Source organism: Pirellulales bacterium (genome assembly GCA_035499655.1).
Lineage (GTDB): Bacteria > Planctomycetota > Planctomycetia > Pirellulales > JADZDJ01 > DATJYL01.
Genome location: DATJYL010000126.1, coordinates 1 through 15,413 on the forward strand (window position 1 = coordinate 1; position 15,413 = coordinate 15,413).

Annotated in this window: 15 protein-coding genes; 7 read left to right on the forward strand and 8 right to left on the reverse strand. The window is 57.0% G+C overall.

Annotation, left to right across the window (positions count from 1 at the left end):
• The 6 genes from VMJ32_08930 to VMJ32_08955 all read right to left on the reverse strand — a co-directional run.
• A partial coding sequence (locus VMJ32_08930) for a glycoside hydrolase family 44 protein (GenBank protein ID HTQ39141.1) occupies positions 1-1,437 on the reverse strand: 1,437 nt, incomplete at its 3' end.
• A gap of 134 nt (positions 1,438-1,571) precedes the next feature.
• Complete coding sequence (locus tag VMJ32_08935; protein HTQ39142.1) at positions 1,572-2,861, reverse strand: PEP-CTERM sorting domain-containing protein; 1,290 nt, start codon at positions 2,859-2,861, stop codon at positions 1,572-1,574.
• Positions 2,862-3,399: 538 nt separating this feature from the next.
• Positions 3,400-4,233 carry a PEP-CTERM sorting domain-containing protein gene (locus tag VMJ32_08940; GenBank protein HTQ39143.1) on the reverse strand — a complete coding sequence of 278 codons (834 nt, stop codon included), beginning with the start codon at positions 4,231-4,233 and terminating at the stop codon, positions 3,400-3,402.
• Positions 4,234-4,398: 165 nt separating this feature from the next.
• A complete protein-coding gene (locus tag VMJ32_08945) occupies positions 4,399-5,982 on the reverse strand; it encodes a dockerin type I domain-containing protein (GenBank protein HTQ39144.1) in 1,584 nt (527 codons plus the stop codon).
• Positions 5,983-6,326: 344 nt separating this feature from the next.
• Positions 6,327-8,144 carry an ATP-binding protein gene (locus VMJ32_08950; GenBank protein ID HTQ39145.1) on the reverse strand — a complete coding sequence of 606 codons (1,818 nt, stop codon included), beginning with the start codon at positions 8,142-8,144 and terminating at the stop codon, positions 6,327-6,329.
• Between the two features lie 187 nt (positions 8,145-8,331).
• Entirely contained in the window at positions 8,332-9,051 is a 720-nt protein-coding gene (locus VMJ32_08955; GenBank protein HTQ39146.1) for a response regulator transcription factor, read from the reverse strand.
• A gap of 245 nt (positions 9,052-9,296) precedes the next feature.
• Between VMJ32_08955 and yidD the strand changes: the two genes are divergently transcribed.
• The 6 genes from yidD (at position 9,297) to VMJ32_08985 (ending at position 13,046) form a co-directional block, all read left to right on the forward strand.
• Entirely contained in the window at positions 9,297-9,536 is a 240-nt protein-coding gene (gene yidD, locus VMJ32_08960) for a membrane protein insertion efficiency factor YidD (protein HTQ39147.1), read from the forward strand.
• Between the two features lie 208 nt (positions 9,537-9,744).
• Positions 9,745-11,127, forward strand: a complete 1,383-nt coding sequence (gene hydA, locus VMJ32_08965; GenBank protein ID HTQ39148.1) for a dihydropyrimidinase — start codon at positions 9,745-9,747, stop codon at positions 11,125-11,127.
• Between the two features lie 76 nt (positions 11,128-11,203).
• Positions 11,204-11,470 carry a hypothetical protein gene (locus VMJ32_08970; protein ID HTQ39149.1) on the forward strand — a complete coding sequence of 89 codons (267 nt, stop codon included), beginning with the start codon at positions 11,204-11,206 and terminating at the stop codon, positions 11,468-11,470.
• On the forward strand, positions 11,467-11,790 hold the full coding sequence (locus VMJ32_08975; GenBank protein ID HTQ39150.1) for a hypothetical protein: 324 nt from the start codon (positions 11,467-11,469) through the stop codon (positions 11,788-11,790). Before VMJ32_08970 ends, VMJ32_08975 begins: the two co-directional genes overlap by 4 nt.
• An 82-nt stretch (positions 11,791-11,872) precedes the next feature.
• A complete protein-coding gene (locus VMJ32_08980; GenBank protein ID HTQ39151.1) occupies positions 11,873-12,319 on the forward strand; it encodes a hypothetical protein in 447 nt (148 codons plus the stop codon).
• 4 nt (positions 12,320-12,323) lie between these two features.
• Positions 12,324-13,046: a class I SAM-dependent methyltransferase gene (locus tag VMJ32_08985; GenBank protein HTQ39152.1), complete on the forward strand. Its 723-nt coding sequence runs from the start codon at positions 12,324-12,326 to the stop codon at positions 13,044-13,046.
• An 11-nt stretch (positions 13,047-13,057) separates the two neighbouring features.
• Here the strand turns inward: VMJ32_08985 and VMJ32_08990 are convergent, their stop codons facing one another.
• Both VMJ32_08990 and VMJ32_08995 read right to left on the reverse strand, forming a co-directional pair.
• Complete coding sequence (locus VMJ32_08990) at positions 13,058-13,840, reverse strand: hypothetical protein (protein HTQ39153.1); 783 nt, start codon at positions 13,838-13,840, stop codon at positions 13,058-13,060.
• A gap of 244 nt (positions 13,841-14,084) precedes the next feature.
• Positions 14,085-14,465 carry a hypothetical protein gene (locus VMJ32_08995; GenBank protein ID HTQ39154.1) on the reverse strand — a complete coding sequence of 127 codons (381 nt, stop codon included), beginning with the start codon at positions 14,463-14,465 and terminating at the stop codon, positions 14,085-14,087.
• A gap of 174 nt (positions 14,466-14,639) precedes the next feature.
• Here VMJ32_08995 and VMJ32_09000 point away from each other — a divergent pair.
• On the forward strand, positions 14,640-15,413 hold a 774-nt coding region (locus VMJ32_09000), incomplete at its 3' end, for an IS1595 family transposase (protein ID HTQ39155.1).

A 15,413-nucleotide genomic window follows, 5' to 3' on the forward strand; every position in this document is an offset into this window, starting at 1 on the left:
CGACGCCGCAATGGATGTATTCCCGAATTTGCTCCCGTGACCGTCGTAATTCAAATACATTTTGAACGCCGAATTCACAAAGTTGTCGTTCGCCGCACCGTCATCCCACCAATTCGCCTCGAACACGCCTTGCTTGCCAAACGCACCCAGCGCATCCGCTTCGGCCAGCCCGCCCGAAATGTTGTTCCCGCCCCCGTATTCATACTCGCTGATCGATATTTTCATCCCCGGGTCGTATTCATTGATCAGCGCCTGTTCCCGCGGCAACAGTTGAATGGCGTCCGTCTTGAACTGCGCCGGAGTCCCCGCGGGTTGGTACGGCAGTGAATCTTGTGTGATCCAACTGTTTTCCACGTAGCTGGGGTCCCACAGCGAACGCGCAGCCTGCACCCGGGCCGCATTCGTCGCCGCCGAAGTATCGCTCCCGGCAATTCGCACCCCGTTGGTCCCCTGCGCTTCCGGATACCAATGCATATCGAGCACGTCGACCAGCCGCTTGCCGGCCGTTTGATCGGCCCCGTGCATGGCCTTCAAATACGATGCCTGAAAGTTCAAAATCGTGTCCGTAATGCTGGAATCTTGCGCGGCGTTTTGCAGTTGCACGTACCCTTCCCAGCCATAATTCACGGCCCCAAACACCACCGCATTGGGCGACACCGCCTTAATGGCCTTGGCGTAATTCACGCTATCGTTCACCATTTCCTGATACGTCGCGTTGGCCGGATGCACCTCGGCGTGCGTGCTCGACCACAAATCCGGCTCGTTGTCCAAGTCGTAAAACACTTGCTGGCCGGAAGCGGTTTGATGGTTCACCCAGTTGACAAATTCATCCTGATACACCGCGCCGTCGGTCGTGCTGGGCGTCAGCGAAAACGTCGCCGGCCCGCCCGGCTTGGAAGGGTACTCCGGCACAAACCGCTGCTGCAAATAGTTGGGGTTGGGCGTGCCATCAATCCAGCCATAGGCGCCCGCGCTGGGAATATAACCGTACGTGTTGTTGTTGTACCGTACGTCGCCCCCCCCGTTGCGATCGGCCGAAACGTAACCGTTGATCGGTATGGTCACCAACGTGGCGGCCCCGCTGGCCGCATCGGCTTGCAGCGTCGGCAGCACCGCCGCCCCGGCCGTGCTGCTGGAGCTTAAATAATCGTCGTTCTGAAAATAATAGTCGCTGCCGGCGTTCGAGTCGTTGTTTTCCCAGTTATAAGCCGTCCAGCGATTTCCCCCCAATCGCACCGAGGTGGCCGCGGTGATCCGCGTTGAATCGTTCGTCCCATAAATATACGGCGAAATGCTCTGCACCCCTTGCGACGAGTTCACCGTCATCGTGGCGGTTTGACCCTGGCACCAGGCGCTGCCGGCGGTAATCATGGTCGCCGCCAATAGCACACCCAGCAGCCGACTGGCCCAGTTGGAAAATCTCCGCGGCAAGCACATCGATTCTGCTCCCGTGCATTGCCCCCTCCGTCATCTGGCCCAGCTCAGCGTCGGCTGCCAACAGTGGAGAAACAAAAACTCCGGCCCTGGCTGATCGCGCCCCCCAGAAAGCAATCAAGCCGCTTCCGAAATGCTCACGCCCGGCGCCGCCACGCCCCAGCCAGCGCCGCCAATCCCCCCAGGCCCAACAGCACCACGCTGGCCGGCTCCGGAACCGAGCTCATGGTGCCGTAGCCCATTTTCAACAGCGCAATCATGGCTTGCAAATCTGCATTGTTTACGACGCCGTCGTCATTCAGGTCGCCGATGTAGTCCAAATAAGAGGCATTCATGCCGTGCAGCGATTCATAACTGTTTAAGTTGCTCAGCGCCGCAATCATCGCCGGAATGTCCGACGCGTCAAACTTCCCGTCTAAATTAAAATCCCCAAGGACCGGCGATTCCAACGTCACGTTCTCTCGCGCCACGCTGTTCGCGTCCGCCAATTGATTCATCACTTTCTGAACGTCATTCAGCGCAGGATTATAGTTCACGTAATCCGAATCCAGCGTATCCACCGTGACCAGATTGCCCCCGCTCGTCCCGGCCAACCAATGCGTTCCGATCAATGCCGGCGAGGAGCCCCCGTACAAAAAAAACGTCGGAGCCCCGGAATCCCCTACCACCACCTGCGCCTCGTCGTTTCCCACCCCCCGGTTGCTCGCCGTGTTGTTGTACGTGTATTGAAACCCATAAAAATTGCTCACCCCGTTGTAATCTGCCGGGTTCAAGCCCGTATAATAATTCGCCGTCCCTGCATCAATCACGTTCCGACCCATCCGCACCGTCGTCACCGTCCCCGGAATCGTCGCCGAAAGCCCAAATGTCGATATCCCCAATCCCCCATATTCGGAGTTAAAATTCATCTTCAAAATCGGGTAAATCGCCACATTGCTGCTCACCGCCTGGCTCAACAGGCCAATCCACACATCCCCGTCTGCCCCGCCGTTGCCGGGCAGTGCGGCCTGCATCCACGCCCCGGCCAGCACCGTCTCCGTCTCCGACGGACCATTCGGGTCGTTGTTATAGTTGAACTGTAGCGTGTCCCCGATGGCCGGATGATAGTGGTTCGCGCTGATAAAAAATTGCGGCGCAATCATCGTGCCCCACGTGCCGTTGTTGGCGTCTCGCCCCACCCCCGACCACACATACGGCGAACTCGTATTGCTCCCCGGCGCTCCCCCCGGCCAGTTCGCCGGCAGCCCTATCCAAGAAGAGCTGTTGTCGTACCGATCGTAATTCGACGCCGGCGCCGTGTTGTTATCCAGCCCCTCAATCTCCATCGCCCCGCGCGCGCTGCCGGAAAACAACAACACCGCCAGCACCAGAGAGATACATCCCCAGCCCCGCCGCCCAACCCAGTTGCTCATGCGGTGTGTAGTCATGCGGGTCAAGTCGCCGACTTCTCGTGCTCCTGCTCCATCTACCTCGGGCGGCTTGTGCCTTTAGAAAAGAAGACCCGCGCCAGCCATCCGCCACCCAAGCATGTTCACCAGCCCCCTTGCCCCGTCACCCTCTATCGTAACCACTAACTACGCCCCTCGCAACCAATCAGACCAACCGGTCGTCGCCTAGCTTGGTCAATTTAAGATGTAGCAACGGCTGTCCCCAGCCGTTTTGCTCGATAGAACCAAAGATGTAGCGACGGCTGTCCCCAGCCGTTTGCCTCGGGAAAAACGCCGGCTGCTGAGGATCCCGGCGCGCCGGGACCGCTACATTTCAAACTGACCCACTACCGATGGCTCAATATCCGCTAGAATCGCACAAAAACCGCGTTCCCATTTCCCTCTCCCACCGAGAGAGAGCGGGGTGAGAGGGGGCCCTCACGGCGCAAATATCTCGGCGTAACAAAAAAAGGCATCCCGACCTCTCGGGATGCCTTTCGGAGTTGCGAATGAAACTTACAGCTTACCTCGAGACTGACTAGGAACGGCGGCGACGGGCGAACGCGACTAAGCCCAAGCCACCCAAGCCCAACAGTGCAATCGAAGCCGGCTCTGGAACACCAATCGTGAACCCAACACCGGTGAACCCTGTTGATAGCGCATTGGTAGTCGTACTGGTCCCGCTCGAATTATTAAGCCACGTGCCCCACGCACTTCCACCGATGGGCGTGAGCGAAATGGTTTGTGCACCCTGCGCGCTAACCTGATAAAGAACCGAACCAATCAAGGTCGGAGACCCCAACTGATCGGCGTAACCGGCACCGGGACGGCTAGCTTCACCGTACCGCCGGTTGTTCGCTTCAGACGCGGGCACTTCCACGTTGATCGACAGCAAGTCGTTAGTGTTCGAACCAGAGTCAGTGTTGGCACTCTGCCAGTGCGGTGTCGATCCACCAAGCGACGGCCCATTGGCATCGTAGTTCGCATAGTCTTGCAAGGACGGAGCCGGTGACGGGTAGCTGTAATCAGGCCCACCAGAGATCGGAATCGAGTTGAAGTTATTCTTAGCAGTCGCGGGCGTCATCCAGTAGGTCGATGCCAATTGCACCGGTGTAATCCCGGCCGTATTAGTCAAATTAAAAAACGTGGTCCAGAAGTTCTCGCCAGCCGCCAGACCTTGAAGCTGAATCTTTACGTCAACCTGCACATAGTCACCGTTAGGGACAATCGTTGGCGTACCCAAGGCAGCCAATGTGGTTCCGTCGTACGCCTGCTCGTACACGGCAGTCATTGTAAGCGTAGAAGCCGACGCCATCATCGGAGCACAAACAAGCAAAGCTGCAAGTGTCGACAACACCAAAATGCGTTTCATTCGCGTTTCTCCTTGTTAAATCAATGATCTCTGTTCCAAACAATACAGTGATTAGTATACCCACGAACTACAAGCACCGCAAGCGAAATCTTCTGCAATTCCACTTACCTCGCAAAACCGCGCCTCTTCACTAACTCACGAACAACGCCTCTCTATTAAAATCAACTAAACCGCATGACGTCTCTTGATTAATAATCCAGCCAATCCACCAAGTCCTAGCAATACAAAAGTGCCCGGTTCCGGAACCGGTGCGAACATGCCATCCCCGCCCCCCGGCGAACCTACGTATGAACGAAAGATCGACAAATCGCCTGCATCGACGAAACCATCGCCATTGAAATCAGCAAGCTGCCATGACGGGCCGGAGATAGGCGAACCGACATTACTCCGGAAAATCGAAAGGTCGCCGGCGTCCACAAAACCATCTAAGTTAGCATCGCCTGGGTGAGTGCCGCTGGCCATTCCAAAATTCGTCGTGTCGACCAACGACCCAATTTCGTGCTGCACGTCGGCCAATGTGACTGATCCAGTCGCATAAACATCTCCTGGCAACACGTCGTCACGCCGGCCGTTCCCGGCATTAGCTGCCACGTATGTTAGGTGGTTGTTGTAGTCCGACCAAATCTGATTGATGTCCATCGCATTAACAACGTCGGTCGTAATAGGTGTATTCAGCCCCGAATCGCCCGTCAAGTTGCCATTCCGATAGGTCGCCACCGCATTCACCGTAATCGTTGCCTTGTAATACGAGTACCCGTTCATGGCATTGCCGGTGGTCGGGCTGGTCAGGTCACCGGTGCTGCTAGTCGGGTTATTTCCCACCACGCCGTCGCCGCCACGCACAATGCCTAGGCCACCCGCGGTCGGGTCGGACTTTTGAATCTGGATTACCGCCGTCCCGTTCGCCGCCGCACTAAACGTCACGGTGCCCAATAGGAACGCATTCGCCGTGGCGTTGTACTGCGGATTTTGTACATAGCCAGTGGGGCCCGCCGGCGTGCTGGGATTAGTTGAAAACTGAGATGATGACGGCAGGAACAACCCACGCGGAATATTCGTGGGCGTAATCGTTTGTCCCGGCGGAGAGGCGGGGGTAATGGTGCTGGAATCCGCGGTCGGAACCGCCGACGCGGCCACGTTGGTAATGCTCGTGGCGGTCACATTCTGCTGCGTGGTCGAAGGACCGGCGCCATACGTATAGCTGCTGGCCGAATCCCACACCGTGGTGTACGTGCCCACGCCGTTCGGATCCCCCATCGTATGCGTGGTCAAGCCGTTCGGATCGGTAACCCCCAACCCGGTGTTGTTGCCGACCAACTTGTTATTGTAGATCGCCGCCCCATCGGTGCTGCTGCCGCTAAAGTTCACAAAGCTGGTCCCGGATGTAATGCTGTAGTTCACGGCAATCGAAGCGGACGAATTGGGAACAAACGGATGCGTCAACTCATTGCCATTGCTGTCATACGCTGTGCTGTAGCTGGTGTCGGGCGGGGTAATGTCGTAGTTCGCGCCAATGCCCCCGTTGTCGATCGACGTGACCCACACGTACAACGTGTCTTGACCCAGCGAGCTGTAGCTGGTGGTAATGTTGCCCGGCGTCGAGCTGCCGCCGGTCAAGGTCGTCATCGACGCGCTCAAGTTACCGGAAGTCGAGAAGAAGATGCTGTCGGATTGTGCCCACGCCGCGGAAACTGAGGCGGTCGCGGCAACCATAATTGCAGCCATGAACGATTTATTGATGCACTTCATAAGCGACTCCACCTCTGCTGATAATAAAGGTTGTTGTCCAGGGAATTCCGATTGGAAACTTCCCCCCCCGGATAAGCCCAATCTGCTAGAACTCCTCACAATCTACTCAGCCTCTACAAGCATTGCAAGTGTTTTGCTCCTGCCCCCCCAGAAAATAGGAAAAAAAACCAAACTCGCCTCCAAATCCGCCCCTAACATTTCCCCTGCCCCGTCCGACCAAGACCGCAAATCCTTGGGTTTCTCTGGCCTTTTCTACGCCATTCCCCCTCAACCGTCGGAGACCGTTTGTTGTTAAATCCCTAATTCGAGCGGAACAAAGCCGCAGCGCCTCATCCCAAAAAAATTTACACCGCCGCCGCTACGGCCGCCGCCAACGGAAGGTGAATGCAGAACACGCTCCCCTCCCCCGGCGTACTGCTCACCGAGACTTGCCCTTGATGCGCCAGCACAATGTGCTTGACAATCGCCAGCCCCAACCCCGTCCCGCCAAGTTTGCGGCTCCGGGCCCGATCGACCCGGTAAAACCGCTCGAACAAGCGCGGCAAATGCTCGGCGGCAATGCCGCACCCCTGGTCGCGCACCGCCACGGAAATTTCTTCCTCGGTGGCCGTCGCGGCAATTTGCACTTGTCCGCCCGGCTCGCTGTACTTCACGGCGTTGTCGATCAAATTCATCACCGCTTGTTCCAACAGCGGCGCGTTGATCATCGCCACCAGCCCTTCGTCGCACTCCAGCCAAAGCTCAATCTGCCGCGCCGCCGCGTGCGGCTGGCATTGGTGTACGGCCGCTTCCAACACCCCCTGCAATGGCGCTGCCGACAACGGCAAATTGGCCGCCTGCTCGCTCTGCTCAATCTTCGACAAGCTCAGCAAATCTTCGATGATGTGGTTCAACCGCTCCGCATGACTGGCGATGATTTTCAAAAACCGTTGCGCGTCCTCCGGATGCCCCAGCGCCCCGTCCTGCAGCGTTTCAATAAATCCCTTGATCGAAGCAATCGGCGTTTTCAGCTCGTGCGATACGTTGGCCACGAAATCGCGCCGCACATTCTCCAACTGCCGATACCGCGTCACGTCGTTCAGTACAATCACCGCCCCCACACCGCGGCCGCCGCCGTCGCGCAACGCCGTCCCCCGAACTTGTAAAATCCGCGGCCCTTCCCCGTGCAGCACAATGTCGTCCTCGATCGGATCCGGCGATTCCAGCGCCCGCTCCACAAACCGCCGCAAATCGGCGTTCCGCAGCACTTCTTGCAAATTGCGGCCCCGCAAGTCAGCCTGCGAACTGCCGATCAGCCCCGCCGCCGCCGAATTCAACGTGATCACCCGCTGCTCCGAATCCACGGCCAACACCCCTTCCACCATGCTGGCCAGCACCGCTTGCTGCTCGTGCCCTTGCTGGCCAATCCGCAAACTGCGCTCGTCCAACTGGTGGGCAATTTTATTCAGCGCCCCGGCCAGCGCCGCCAGCTCCACAATTTCCGACAGCGGCAATTTCGGCATCCGCTCCCCCTGCGAAAGCAACGCCGCCCCCGCCGCGAGCGGCTGCAGTCGGGCGCTGCTACGGCTGGCCAACCACCACCCGATCAACCCGGCCGCAATCGCCACCACCGCCACTCCCGCCAGCAGCGACCGCTGGCTGTCGTGGTACACTTGTCCCACCTCGGTAGCCGACATGGCGGTTCGCGCCGCACCCACAATTTTGCCCTCCTGCCGCACCGGCGCCGCCGCGTACAACATCGTTTCGTTGCGCGTTTCGCTGTACCGGGTGTCCCGGCCCACGCCCCCGGCCAACGCCGCCGCGATTTCCGGTCGGGTAGAATGGTTTTCCATCTGCCGTGGGTCTTCCCGCGGATCGCTATCCAATAGCACTTGGCCGTCGGCCAATACCACGGTGATGCGCGTGCTGGTGGTCTGGGCGATGCGCGCGACCGCTTCCGCGGCTTTGCTTTGCCCCATTGCTGTCTCTGGAATCTCGCCCCCCAGCAGCGGACCAAGCTCCGTCGCCGCCAGATTCGCCGCCGCTTCTAATTCCGTCCACGTCGACCGGGTTAACGCCGAATTGAACGATTGCGCCGCCCACCATCCAAATACCAGCAGCGCTGCCAGACACAGGACGAAATACCGAACCGCAAGATGCCCGACCAGACGGTGGCGCTGCATAGAATATGACAAATGACGAAATCCCAGTGACGAACCAAGTTTCAAATTCCAAATCTGAAACCACGAATTCGTCGTGCCTAATATTATTGTAACCGGTAGAGCGGCTACTTTTCGAGCTTAGAATTAGCGTCGGGGCATGGCGGCGTTGCTCACTCGATCTTCGTCATTAGACATGGTTCATTCGTCATTACTCTTTAAACCGGTACCCCACGCCGCGCACCGTTTCGATGTTGGCCCCAAAATCCCCCAGCTTTTTCCGCAGCCCCACCACTTGCACGTCCACGGACCGCTCCGTCACCGGGTAATCTTCCCCTTTCACCGCGTCGACAATTTGCCCCCGCGTGAACGCCCAACCTGGCTTGCGAGCCAGAAAGTGCAACAGCTTGAATTCGGTGTACGTCAGGTCCAGCGGCTCGCCATTGAGCAACACTTCGTGCCGGCCAGGATGAATAATCAACTGCCGAATGCGGATCGTCCCCGCTTCCCCGCCCCCATCCTTCGGTTTGCGCCGCAATAGGGCCTTGATGCGGGCCAGCAGCACCCGTGGGCTAAACGGCTTAGTCAGGTAATCATCGGCCCCCAGCTCCAGCCCCGAGACCACGTCGGCCTCTTCGCTTTTGGCCGTCAACATAATAATGGGGATCTGCTGGGTGTGGTTGTCGGCTTTCAACAGCCGGCAAACTTCCAGGCCGTCGACGTGCGGCAGCAGCAAATCGAGTACAATTAAATCGGGCAGCGATTTGCGCGCTTCCTCCAGCGCTTCCTCACCGGTTTCCACGCAATGAACCCGGTAGCCTTCCTTCGTCAGGTTATAGTTGACAAGTTCCAGCAAATCCTCTTCATCGTCGACTACCAGGATTCGCTCGCGGGTACTTACGCGGCTTTTCGCCATCATGACGGTGCTCACGTGACATCCTCCAAAAACAATGCATCCACGCCTGGGCTGATTTACCCTTTGGCCCATCAGGCTATCACAGGCATGTTAGAAAACAGTTAAGCTCTTGTGCAGATACGATATGAATTGCCGCCGGGCCACGGAATAACCGGCGCCGCAACGATGGCTGATACAATAGATTATGCTACCCAACGCGGCGTTGGACAATCGCACCTCGTTGACGGTTTATGCCGTTGACCAATAACTTCTTTCTGGTCATGCAATTTCTGTGGGAAACCCTGGTGCATTTGCCCGCTTGGACGCTGATTTTATTGGTCCGCGTTTACCAGTGGACGCTCAGCCCGCTGGTCGGTCGCCAATGCCGATTCCAACCCACCTGCAGCAATTATCTCATCGGCGCCGTGCAAAAATATGGTGTTTTGCAGGGCGCCGTCAAAGGTGTATGCCGCATTGGCCGCTGCCATCCCTGGCACGCCGGCGGCTACGATCCGCCATAAGTCCCCCCTTCCACCTTCCCCCTTCCCCATTCCCCATTCCGCATTCCGCATTCCGCCTTCTGCCTTCTGCCTTCTGCCTTCTGCCTTCTTCCTTCTGCCTTCCTAGCCCGCTGCTGGCGGCAAATAATCGCCCCCGTTATGCTTAACAATTTCCAAACAATTCGCTCCTTCTAATCGCCGTACCGTTCACGCCAGGGGGAAACTCATCATGCCGCTGCTCGTTAAGAATGCCGAAATCATCACCGCCGATCAACGTTACAAGGCCGACATCTGGTGCGCCGGCGAAACCATTTCCGCCATCGGTCCCAATCTGCCCGCCCCGCCCGGCGCCGAAATCATCGACGCCGCCGGCAAATACGTCTTCCCCGGGTTCATCGATCCCCATGTCCATATCTATCTCCCCTTCATGGGCACGTTCGCCAAGGACAACTACGAAACCGCCAGCCGCGCGGCTTTGGTCGGCGGCACCACCAGCCTCATCGAAATGGTCTGTCCCGCGCGCAACGACGACCCAGTGGAATCCTACGAATTGTGGAAATCCAAAGCCGCCGGCCGGTCAGCCTGCGATTACACTTTCCATTTCGGCGTCAGTCGCTTCAATGAAAAAACCCCCGACGAATTGAAAAAAATCGTCGCCGACGGCACCGCTTCCTTCAAAATCTTCTTGGCCTATAAAGGCGCCTTCAACCTCGATGATACCGAACTGTACCGCACGCTGGAGCTGGCCAAGCGCTGGGGCGTCATCGTCACCGCCCATTGCGAAAACGCCGAACTCGTCGCCCAACTCCAACAAAAGCTCATCGCCGAGGGCAAAACCGGCACGCAGTGGCACGAGCCTTCTCGCCCGCCGGTCGTCGAGGCCGAAGGCGTGCATCACCTGGCCACGTTTGCCGGCCTGACCGGCGCACACACATACGTCGTCCACACCTCCTGCTGCGATGCGCTGCGCGAAGCCCAAGCGGCCCACAACCGGGGCGTGCGGATGTGGGTGGAATCGGTCATTCCGCATTTTGTGTTCGACCGCAGCTACGCCGAAAAGCCAGATTTCGAAGGAGCCAAATATGTGATGTCCCCCCCGCTGCGCGAAAAACGTCACCAGGAGCAATTGTGGAACGCCCTGGCCAACGGGCTCATTAGCACCGTGGCCACCGATCACGCCCCGTTCGACTTCAAAGGCCAAAAAGAGATGGGCCGCAGCGACTTCACCAAAATTCCCAACGGCATTCCCAGCATCGAAGACCGCGTGAACGTGCTCTACAGCTACGGCGTCCGCAAAGCCCGCATCGATTTACATCGCTTTGTCGACGCCGCCAGTACGCAGGCCGCCAAAATCTTCGGCCTCTTTCCGCGCAAGGGAACCATTCAACTGGGCAGCGACGCCGACCTCGTGATTTACGACCCCGCCTACCGCGGCGTCATCTCCGCCAAAACGCAGCAGATGAATGTCGATTACAGCGCCTTCGAAGGCTGGCCACTGGAAGGCCGCCCCACCGCCGTCACCGTCCGCGGCAAACTGCAAGTCCGCGACGGCCGGTTCATCGGCGACCAAAAACACGGCCAACAACTCAAGCGCGAACCCACGCATGGGTAAAATGTGGCCAAATGGCAGTTCCAAATCTGCCTTGACCATCCTCGACTTTCTTCCATAATTAAGTGTGGGCAGCACGATGAATTTTCGCTGGATCGAGTGGAATTTGGAAAAAGTCGCTAAGCATGGTGTCACGCCCGACGAAGCGGAACGCATTATTGAGACCGCCCGGCGTCCCTATCCGACGCTGCTTACTGATGATCGCTGGTTTGCGATTGGCCGTGGCAGCGGCGGGCGGCTGATTCAGGTTGCATTCTTACTCGATGAAGACGGGACAGTGTTCGTAATCCATGCCCGGCCTTTGACGGAAAAGGAAAAACGCCGCTTTCGAAGGCGAACGAAATGAAAACACAAAAAGCAAAACACACCCGGCGAAAATCATCGCACGACATGACGGTTGCCGAACTCGAACAAGCAGCGGCGCCGTTCGAAAAAGAATTTATTGCTGAAAAGACTCGTCGGCCAAACTTAGCACAACAACGACTCTGGAAGAAAGCCAAGCGAAAAATGGGTCGCCCCAAAGTCGGCGCCGGCGTGCAAGTGATTTCGGTAAGTGTAGAAAAGGGCCTGCTCAAACAAGTTGACAACTTGGCTAAGCGATTGCGCATTAGCCGGGCCAGGCTCATTTCCGATGGGTTGAAGAACGTGATAGGGAACTGCGATTAAACAAGCGCGAACCAACGCACGGCTAGAATTTTCTTGTTAAGGTATCGTCGCCATCAGAATAACGTATTAATTTGGTCGCAGCATGAACGAGCCCAATATCAAAATCGACGGACTCAAACTGTGGATTCACTGCCGCCAATTTCCAGATGCGCAAGATTATTGGGACGGAAACTGGCTATCGGCCACTGCAATTTGTGAAGCTCACAATGCAACGGTCAAAGTCACAGGTTCAGTTCTAATGAACGTCGACATTGCACGGTGGATGAAAAAGTGCGAGCAGCTGCACAGAAACGAAATCTCAGAAGCGAACCTAGAACCACTAGAACCAAACCTCAAAATTACCATTCGCTCAGTTGATAAACGTGGCCACCTTGAAGTGGTCGTGGAAATCACGCCAGAACATATGACTCAACGTCACCGATTTACGTTTGGTATTGATCAATCATATCTTCCACGCCTGATATCAGAATGTCATGCAATTTTGAAAGAACACCCGATCCGTCAGCCTGAGAAGTTCATTGACGCCTAGGACCATGAAATCCACCGTCGAGGAAATCCGCCAGCGGTTTGACAACGAGGTCGACCGCTTCTCCAATCTGCAAACCGGCCAGTCCGCCACGGTCGATGCGCCGCTGGCCCTGGAACTCATTGCCACGGCGGCCGCCGCCACCAATCCGCACGCCAAGCGGCTGCTCGACATCGGCTGCGGCGCCGGCAACTACACGCTGAAATTACTTCAGCGACTTCCCAATTTGGATGTCACGCTGATCGACCTCAGCCGCCCCATGCTCGACAAAGCGCAAGAACGAATCCGCGCCGTCAGCACCGGCTCCATCCGCGCCATCCAAGCCGACATGCGCGACGTCGAATTCGGCGATTCCGCCTTCGACATCATCGTCGCCTCCGCCACGCTGCATCATTTGCGCTCCGACGACCAGTGGCACGCCATGTTCGCCAAAATACACCGCGCCTTAGTGCCCGGCGGATCGCTCTGGATTTTCGATTTAATCGATTACCATCTGCCCCACATCCGCGCTGCGATGAAGCAGCGCTACGCCCACTACTTGGATGCCCTCAAAGGGCCCGCCTATCGCCAGGAAGTCTTCGCCTACGTCGAAAAAGAAGACACGCCCAAGCCCCTTGTGTTTCAGCTCGAGCTGCTCCGTACCGTCGGCTTCCGCACTGTCGAAGTGCTGCACGTCAACACTTGCTTCGCCGCCTTCGGCGCAGTAAATTCGCCGCCTTCGGCGCGGTGAAATAGGGCTACTTAATTGGTCGCCCCTTGGCCTCCGCCGCCTCCTGGAGGCGGACCGCCCCCCGGCGGGCCGCCGGGACCGCCCGGCCCACGACCAGGCCCACGGCCAAATTGCAAACTGCTGGTATCAAATTTTTTGCCTTTCAGATCCTCTAATTTCGTTTTCTGTTCGTCGGTCAAAACCGCCATGGCCTTATCGGTTTGCTGCGACCGAATGTCTGCCATCCTCTTTTGCATGTCCTGCCGTTCCTGGTCGTCCTGCGGCGGTCCGTTGGAAAACAAGTCCATGATCTTTTGCCGCGTGTCGTCCGCTAAATCTTTGATCTTGTTCTTTTGATCATCGGTCAGGCCCAGCTTCTCCGCCACGTCGTCACGGTTCAGCGCACCCGCCCCGGCTACTTGAATGCTAATTTCGTCCAGTCGCGACATTTGCAGTGGCAGCAAAATGTCCGCGATCTTCTTGCGGTTTTCTTTCGCCCGCTCCTGCATCTTTTTCTGCATTTCATCTTGCGAAAGGCCCTGCATCTGTTGGAAAAAGTCTCGCCCGCTGGCTCTTAAATCGTCTCCGTATTTTTGCACTGCTTCTTTTTGATCGTCCGACAACTCCAATTCCTTCTGAACCGCGGGCGACATCAACAAAAACGAAGGATCCATTCCCATGCCCCCGCCGCCCATCATTCCCATCCCGCCGAATCCTCGACCGCCCCCTGGCCCCTGTCCTCTGACGGTCGCCACCGACGGGACGAGCAGGGCTGCCGCCAACAAAATAATCCCATAGCGCATGCAAGTTTTCATGACAATCGCTCCTCTAATTGTTTTGGATCGAAAGCGCAACACCGCTGCCCGATCAGATGCGCAGCAACGAAAAGCAATCCTATTTACCGCCCTTGCGCGGCCACGATTCGCTCTTACCTCCGGCACCTGCAAAATCTAACATTTTTCACACACGCTGTCTAACACCCGCCCAGCGTGCGGCACAATTTCCCGCGTTTCTGGCCCTGTTGCACAGCTGGGCCGCAAGCCGCGTGGTCCGTATTTCCTACAACCGCTCCAAGGCCAGCGAATAATACCCGTGCACGCCGCTGCCCACGGTATAGGGCATCAGTAGACCGCAAATGGCGTTTTGCAGCATCAACGGTGGCACGGTTTGCCGCACGGTTTGTACCAGCAGGGGATCGTCGAAAAACCTTCGCGCCAGCCGATAAAAGCGGGCCAGGTTGTGCGTCACATGGGCCGATTCGTCCGTCGCCTCCAAAGCTTCAAAGCCGATGGTGGCCGCCAGATCAAGCCACTGGCTCACGACAGCAAAACCATCGACCGCCGTCGTTTTTTCCACCAGTCTGGCCGCCAATTGCAAATCCGGGTCGAAGTCCCCCAGCGCTCGTTGGCGAAAACAATCGGGATTGTATACTTGACACAAGGGTAGTTAATGGGTAAAATGCTGGTGTGATTGAGAAACTAAGTCTTTTTCCGGTTCTTTTCGTGTGCAACCGTCTTGGCTTTCTCAATCACGTCCTTATGGAAAAGGTGCTTAATCAAGTGCTTTGTCGGTAACTTGCTTATCCCCTTTTTCTTTTTACCCATTTGACCCTCCATGAATAAAACTTCAAAACCATTGGATCAGCAAATTAACCTCTGCACTCTGATTGAGCAATTCGGTAGCGAATCTCGCTGCCGCGATTGCCTGGAAGAAATACGCTGGCCCGAAGGCCCGGTATGCCCGCGCTGTGGCTGCAAGAGCATTTCAAAAATCGAGGAACGTAATCAGTACGATTGCAATTCATGCCGCTATCAATTCTCCGTTACTGCTGGCACCATTCTCCACGACAGCCACTTGCCGCTGTGGAAATGGTTTCTGACGGCCTACATGATGATCGAATCCAAAAAGGGAGTTTCCGCTAATCAAGTCAAGCGAACGATTGGCGTGTCCTACAAGACAGCGTGGTATCTCTGCCATCGAATCCGGGCTGCAATGGCCGAAGCGTTGACCGGACAACTGACCGGCATTTTGGAAGCCGATGAAACGCTCGTCGGCGGAAAAGTCAAAGGGAAGGGCCACGGTTATAAGGGCAACAAAACGACCGTGGCTGGCGTGGTGTCGCGTGGCGGGGCCGCTCGTTTGAAAGTTATCCCCGACCGCACGCGGGCCAACCTGCACGCTTTCCTGAAAGAACACGCCGCCGATCAAGCCGAAGTAATCTATACCGACGATTGGAAAGCCTACGAAGGCATTGCCGACGCCAACACAAAGCACGAAACCGTCAACCACAGTATTGAGGAGTGGGTACGCGGCGACGTGCATACTAACACCATCGAAAGCGTTTGGAGCCTTCTCAAACGGTCGATCATCGGGTCGTTTCATCGGGTC

Coding starts and splice junctions, on each gene's coding strand:
- VMJ32_08935 (HTQ39142.1), bottom strand. CDS start 2,861: ATGACTACACACCGCATGAGCAACTGGGTTGGGCGGCGGGGCTGGGGA.
- VMJ32_08980 (HTQ39151.1), top strand. CDS start 11,873: ATGAACGAGCCCAATATCAAAATCGACGGACTCAAACTGTGGATTCAC.
- yidD (HTQ39147.1), top strand. CDS start 9,297: ATGCAATTTCTGTGGGAAACCCTGGTGCATTTGCCCGCTTGGACGCTG.
- VMJ32_08950 (HTQ39145.1), bottom strand. CDS start 8,144: ATGCAGCGCCACCGTCTGGTCGGGCATCTTGCGGTTCGGTATTTCGTC.
- VMJ32_08940 (HTQ39143.1), bottom strand. CDS start 4,233: ATGAAACGCATTTTGGTGTTGTCGACACTTGCAGCTTTGCTTGTTTGT.
- VMJ32_08990 (HTQ39153.1), bottom strand. CDS start 13,840: ATGAAAACTTGCATGCGCTATGGGATTATTTTGTTGGCGGCAGCCCTG.
- hydA (HTQ39148.1), top strand. CDS start 9,745: ATGCCGCTGCTCGTTAAGAATGCCGAAATCATCACCGCCGATCAACGT.
- VMJ32_08945 (HTQ39144.1), bottom strand. CDS start 5,982: ATGAAGTGCATCAATAAATCGTTCATGGCTGCAATTATGGTTGCCGCG.
- VMJ32_08975 (HTQ39150.1), top strand. CDS start 11,467: ATGAAAACACAAAAAGCAAAACACACCCGGCGAAAATCATCGCACGAC.
- VMJ32_08970 (HTQ39149.1), top strand. CDS start 11,204: ATGAATTTTCGCTGGATCGAGTGGAATTTGGAAAAAGTCGCTAAGCAT.
- VMJ32_08985 (HTQ39152.1), top strand. CDS start 12,324: ATGAAATCCACCGTCGAGGAAATCCGCCAGCGGTTTGACAACGAGGTC.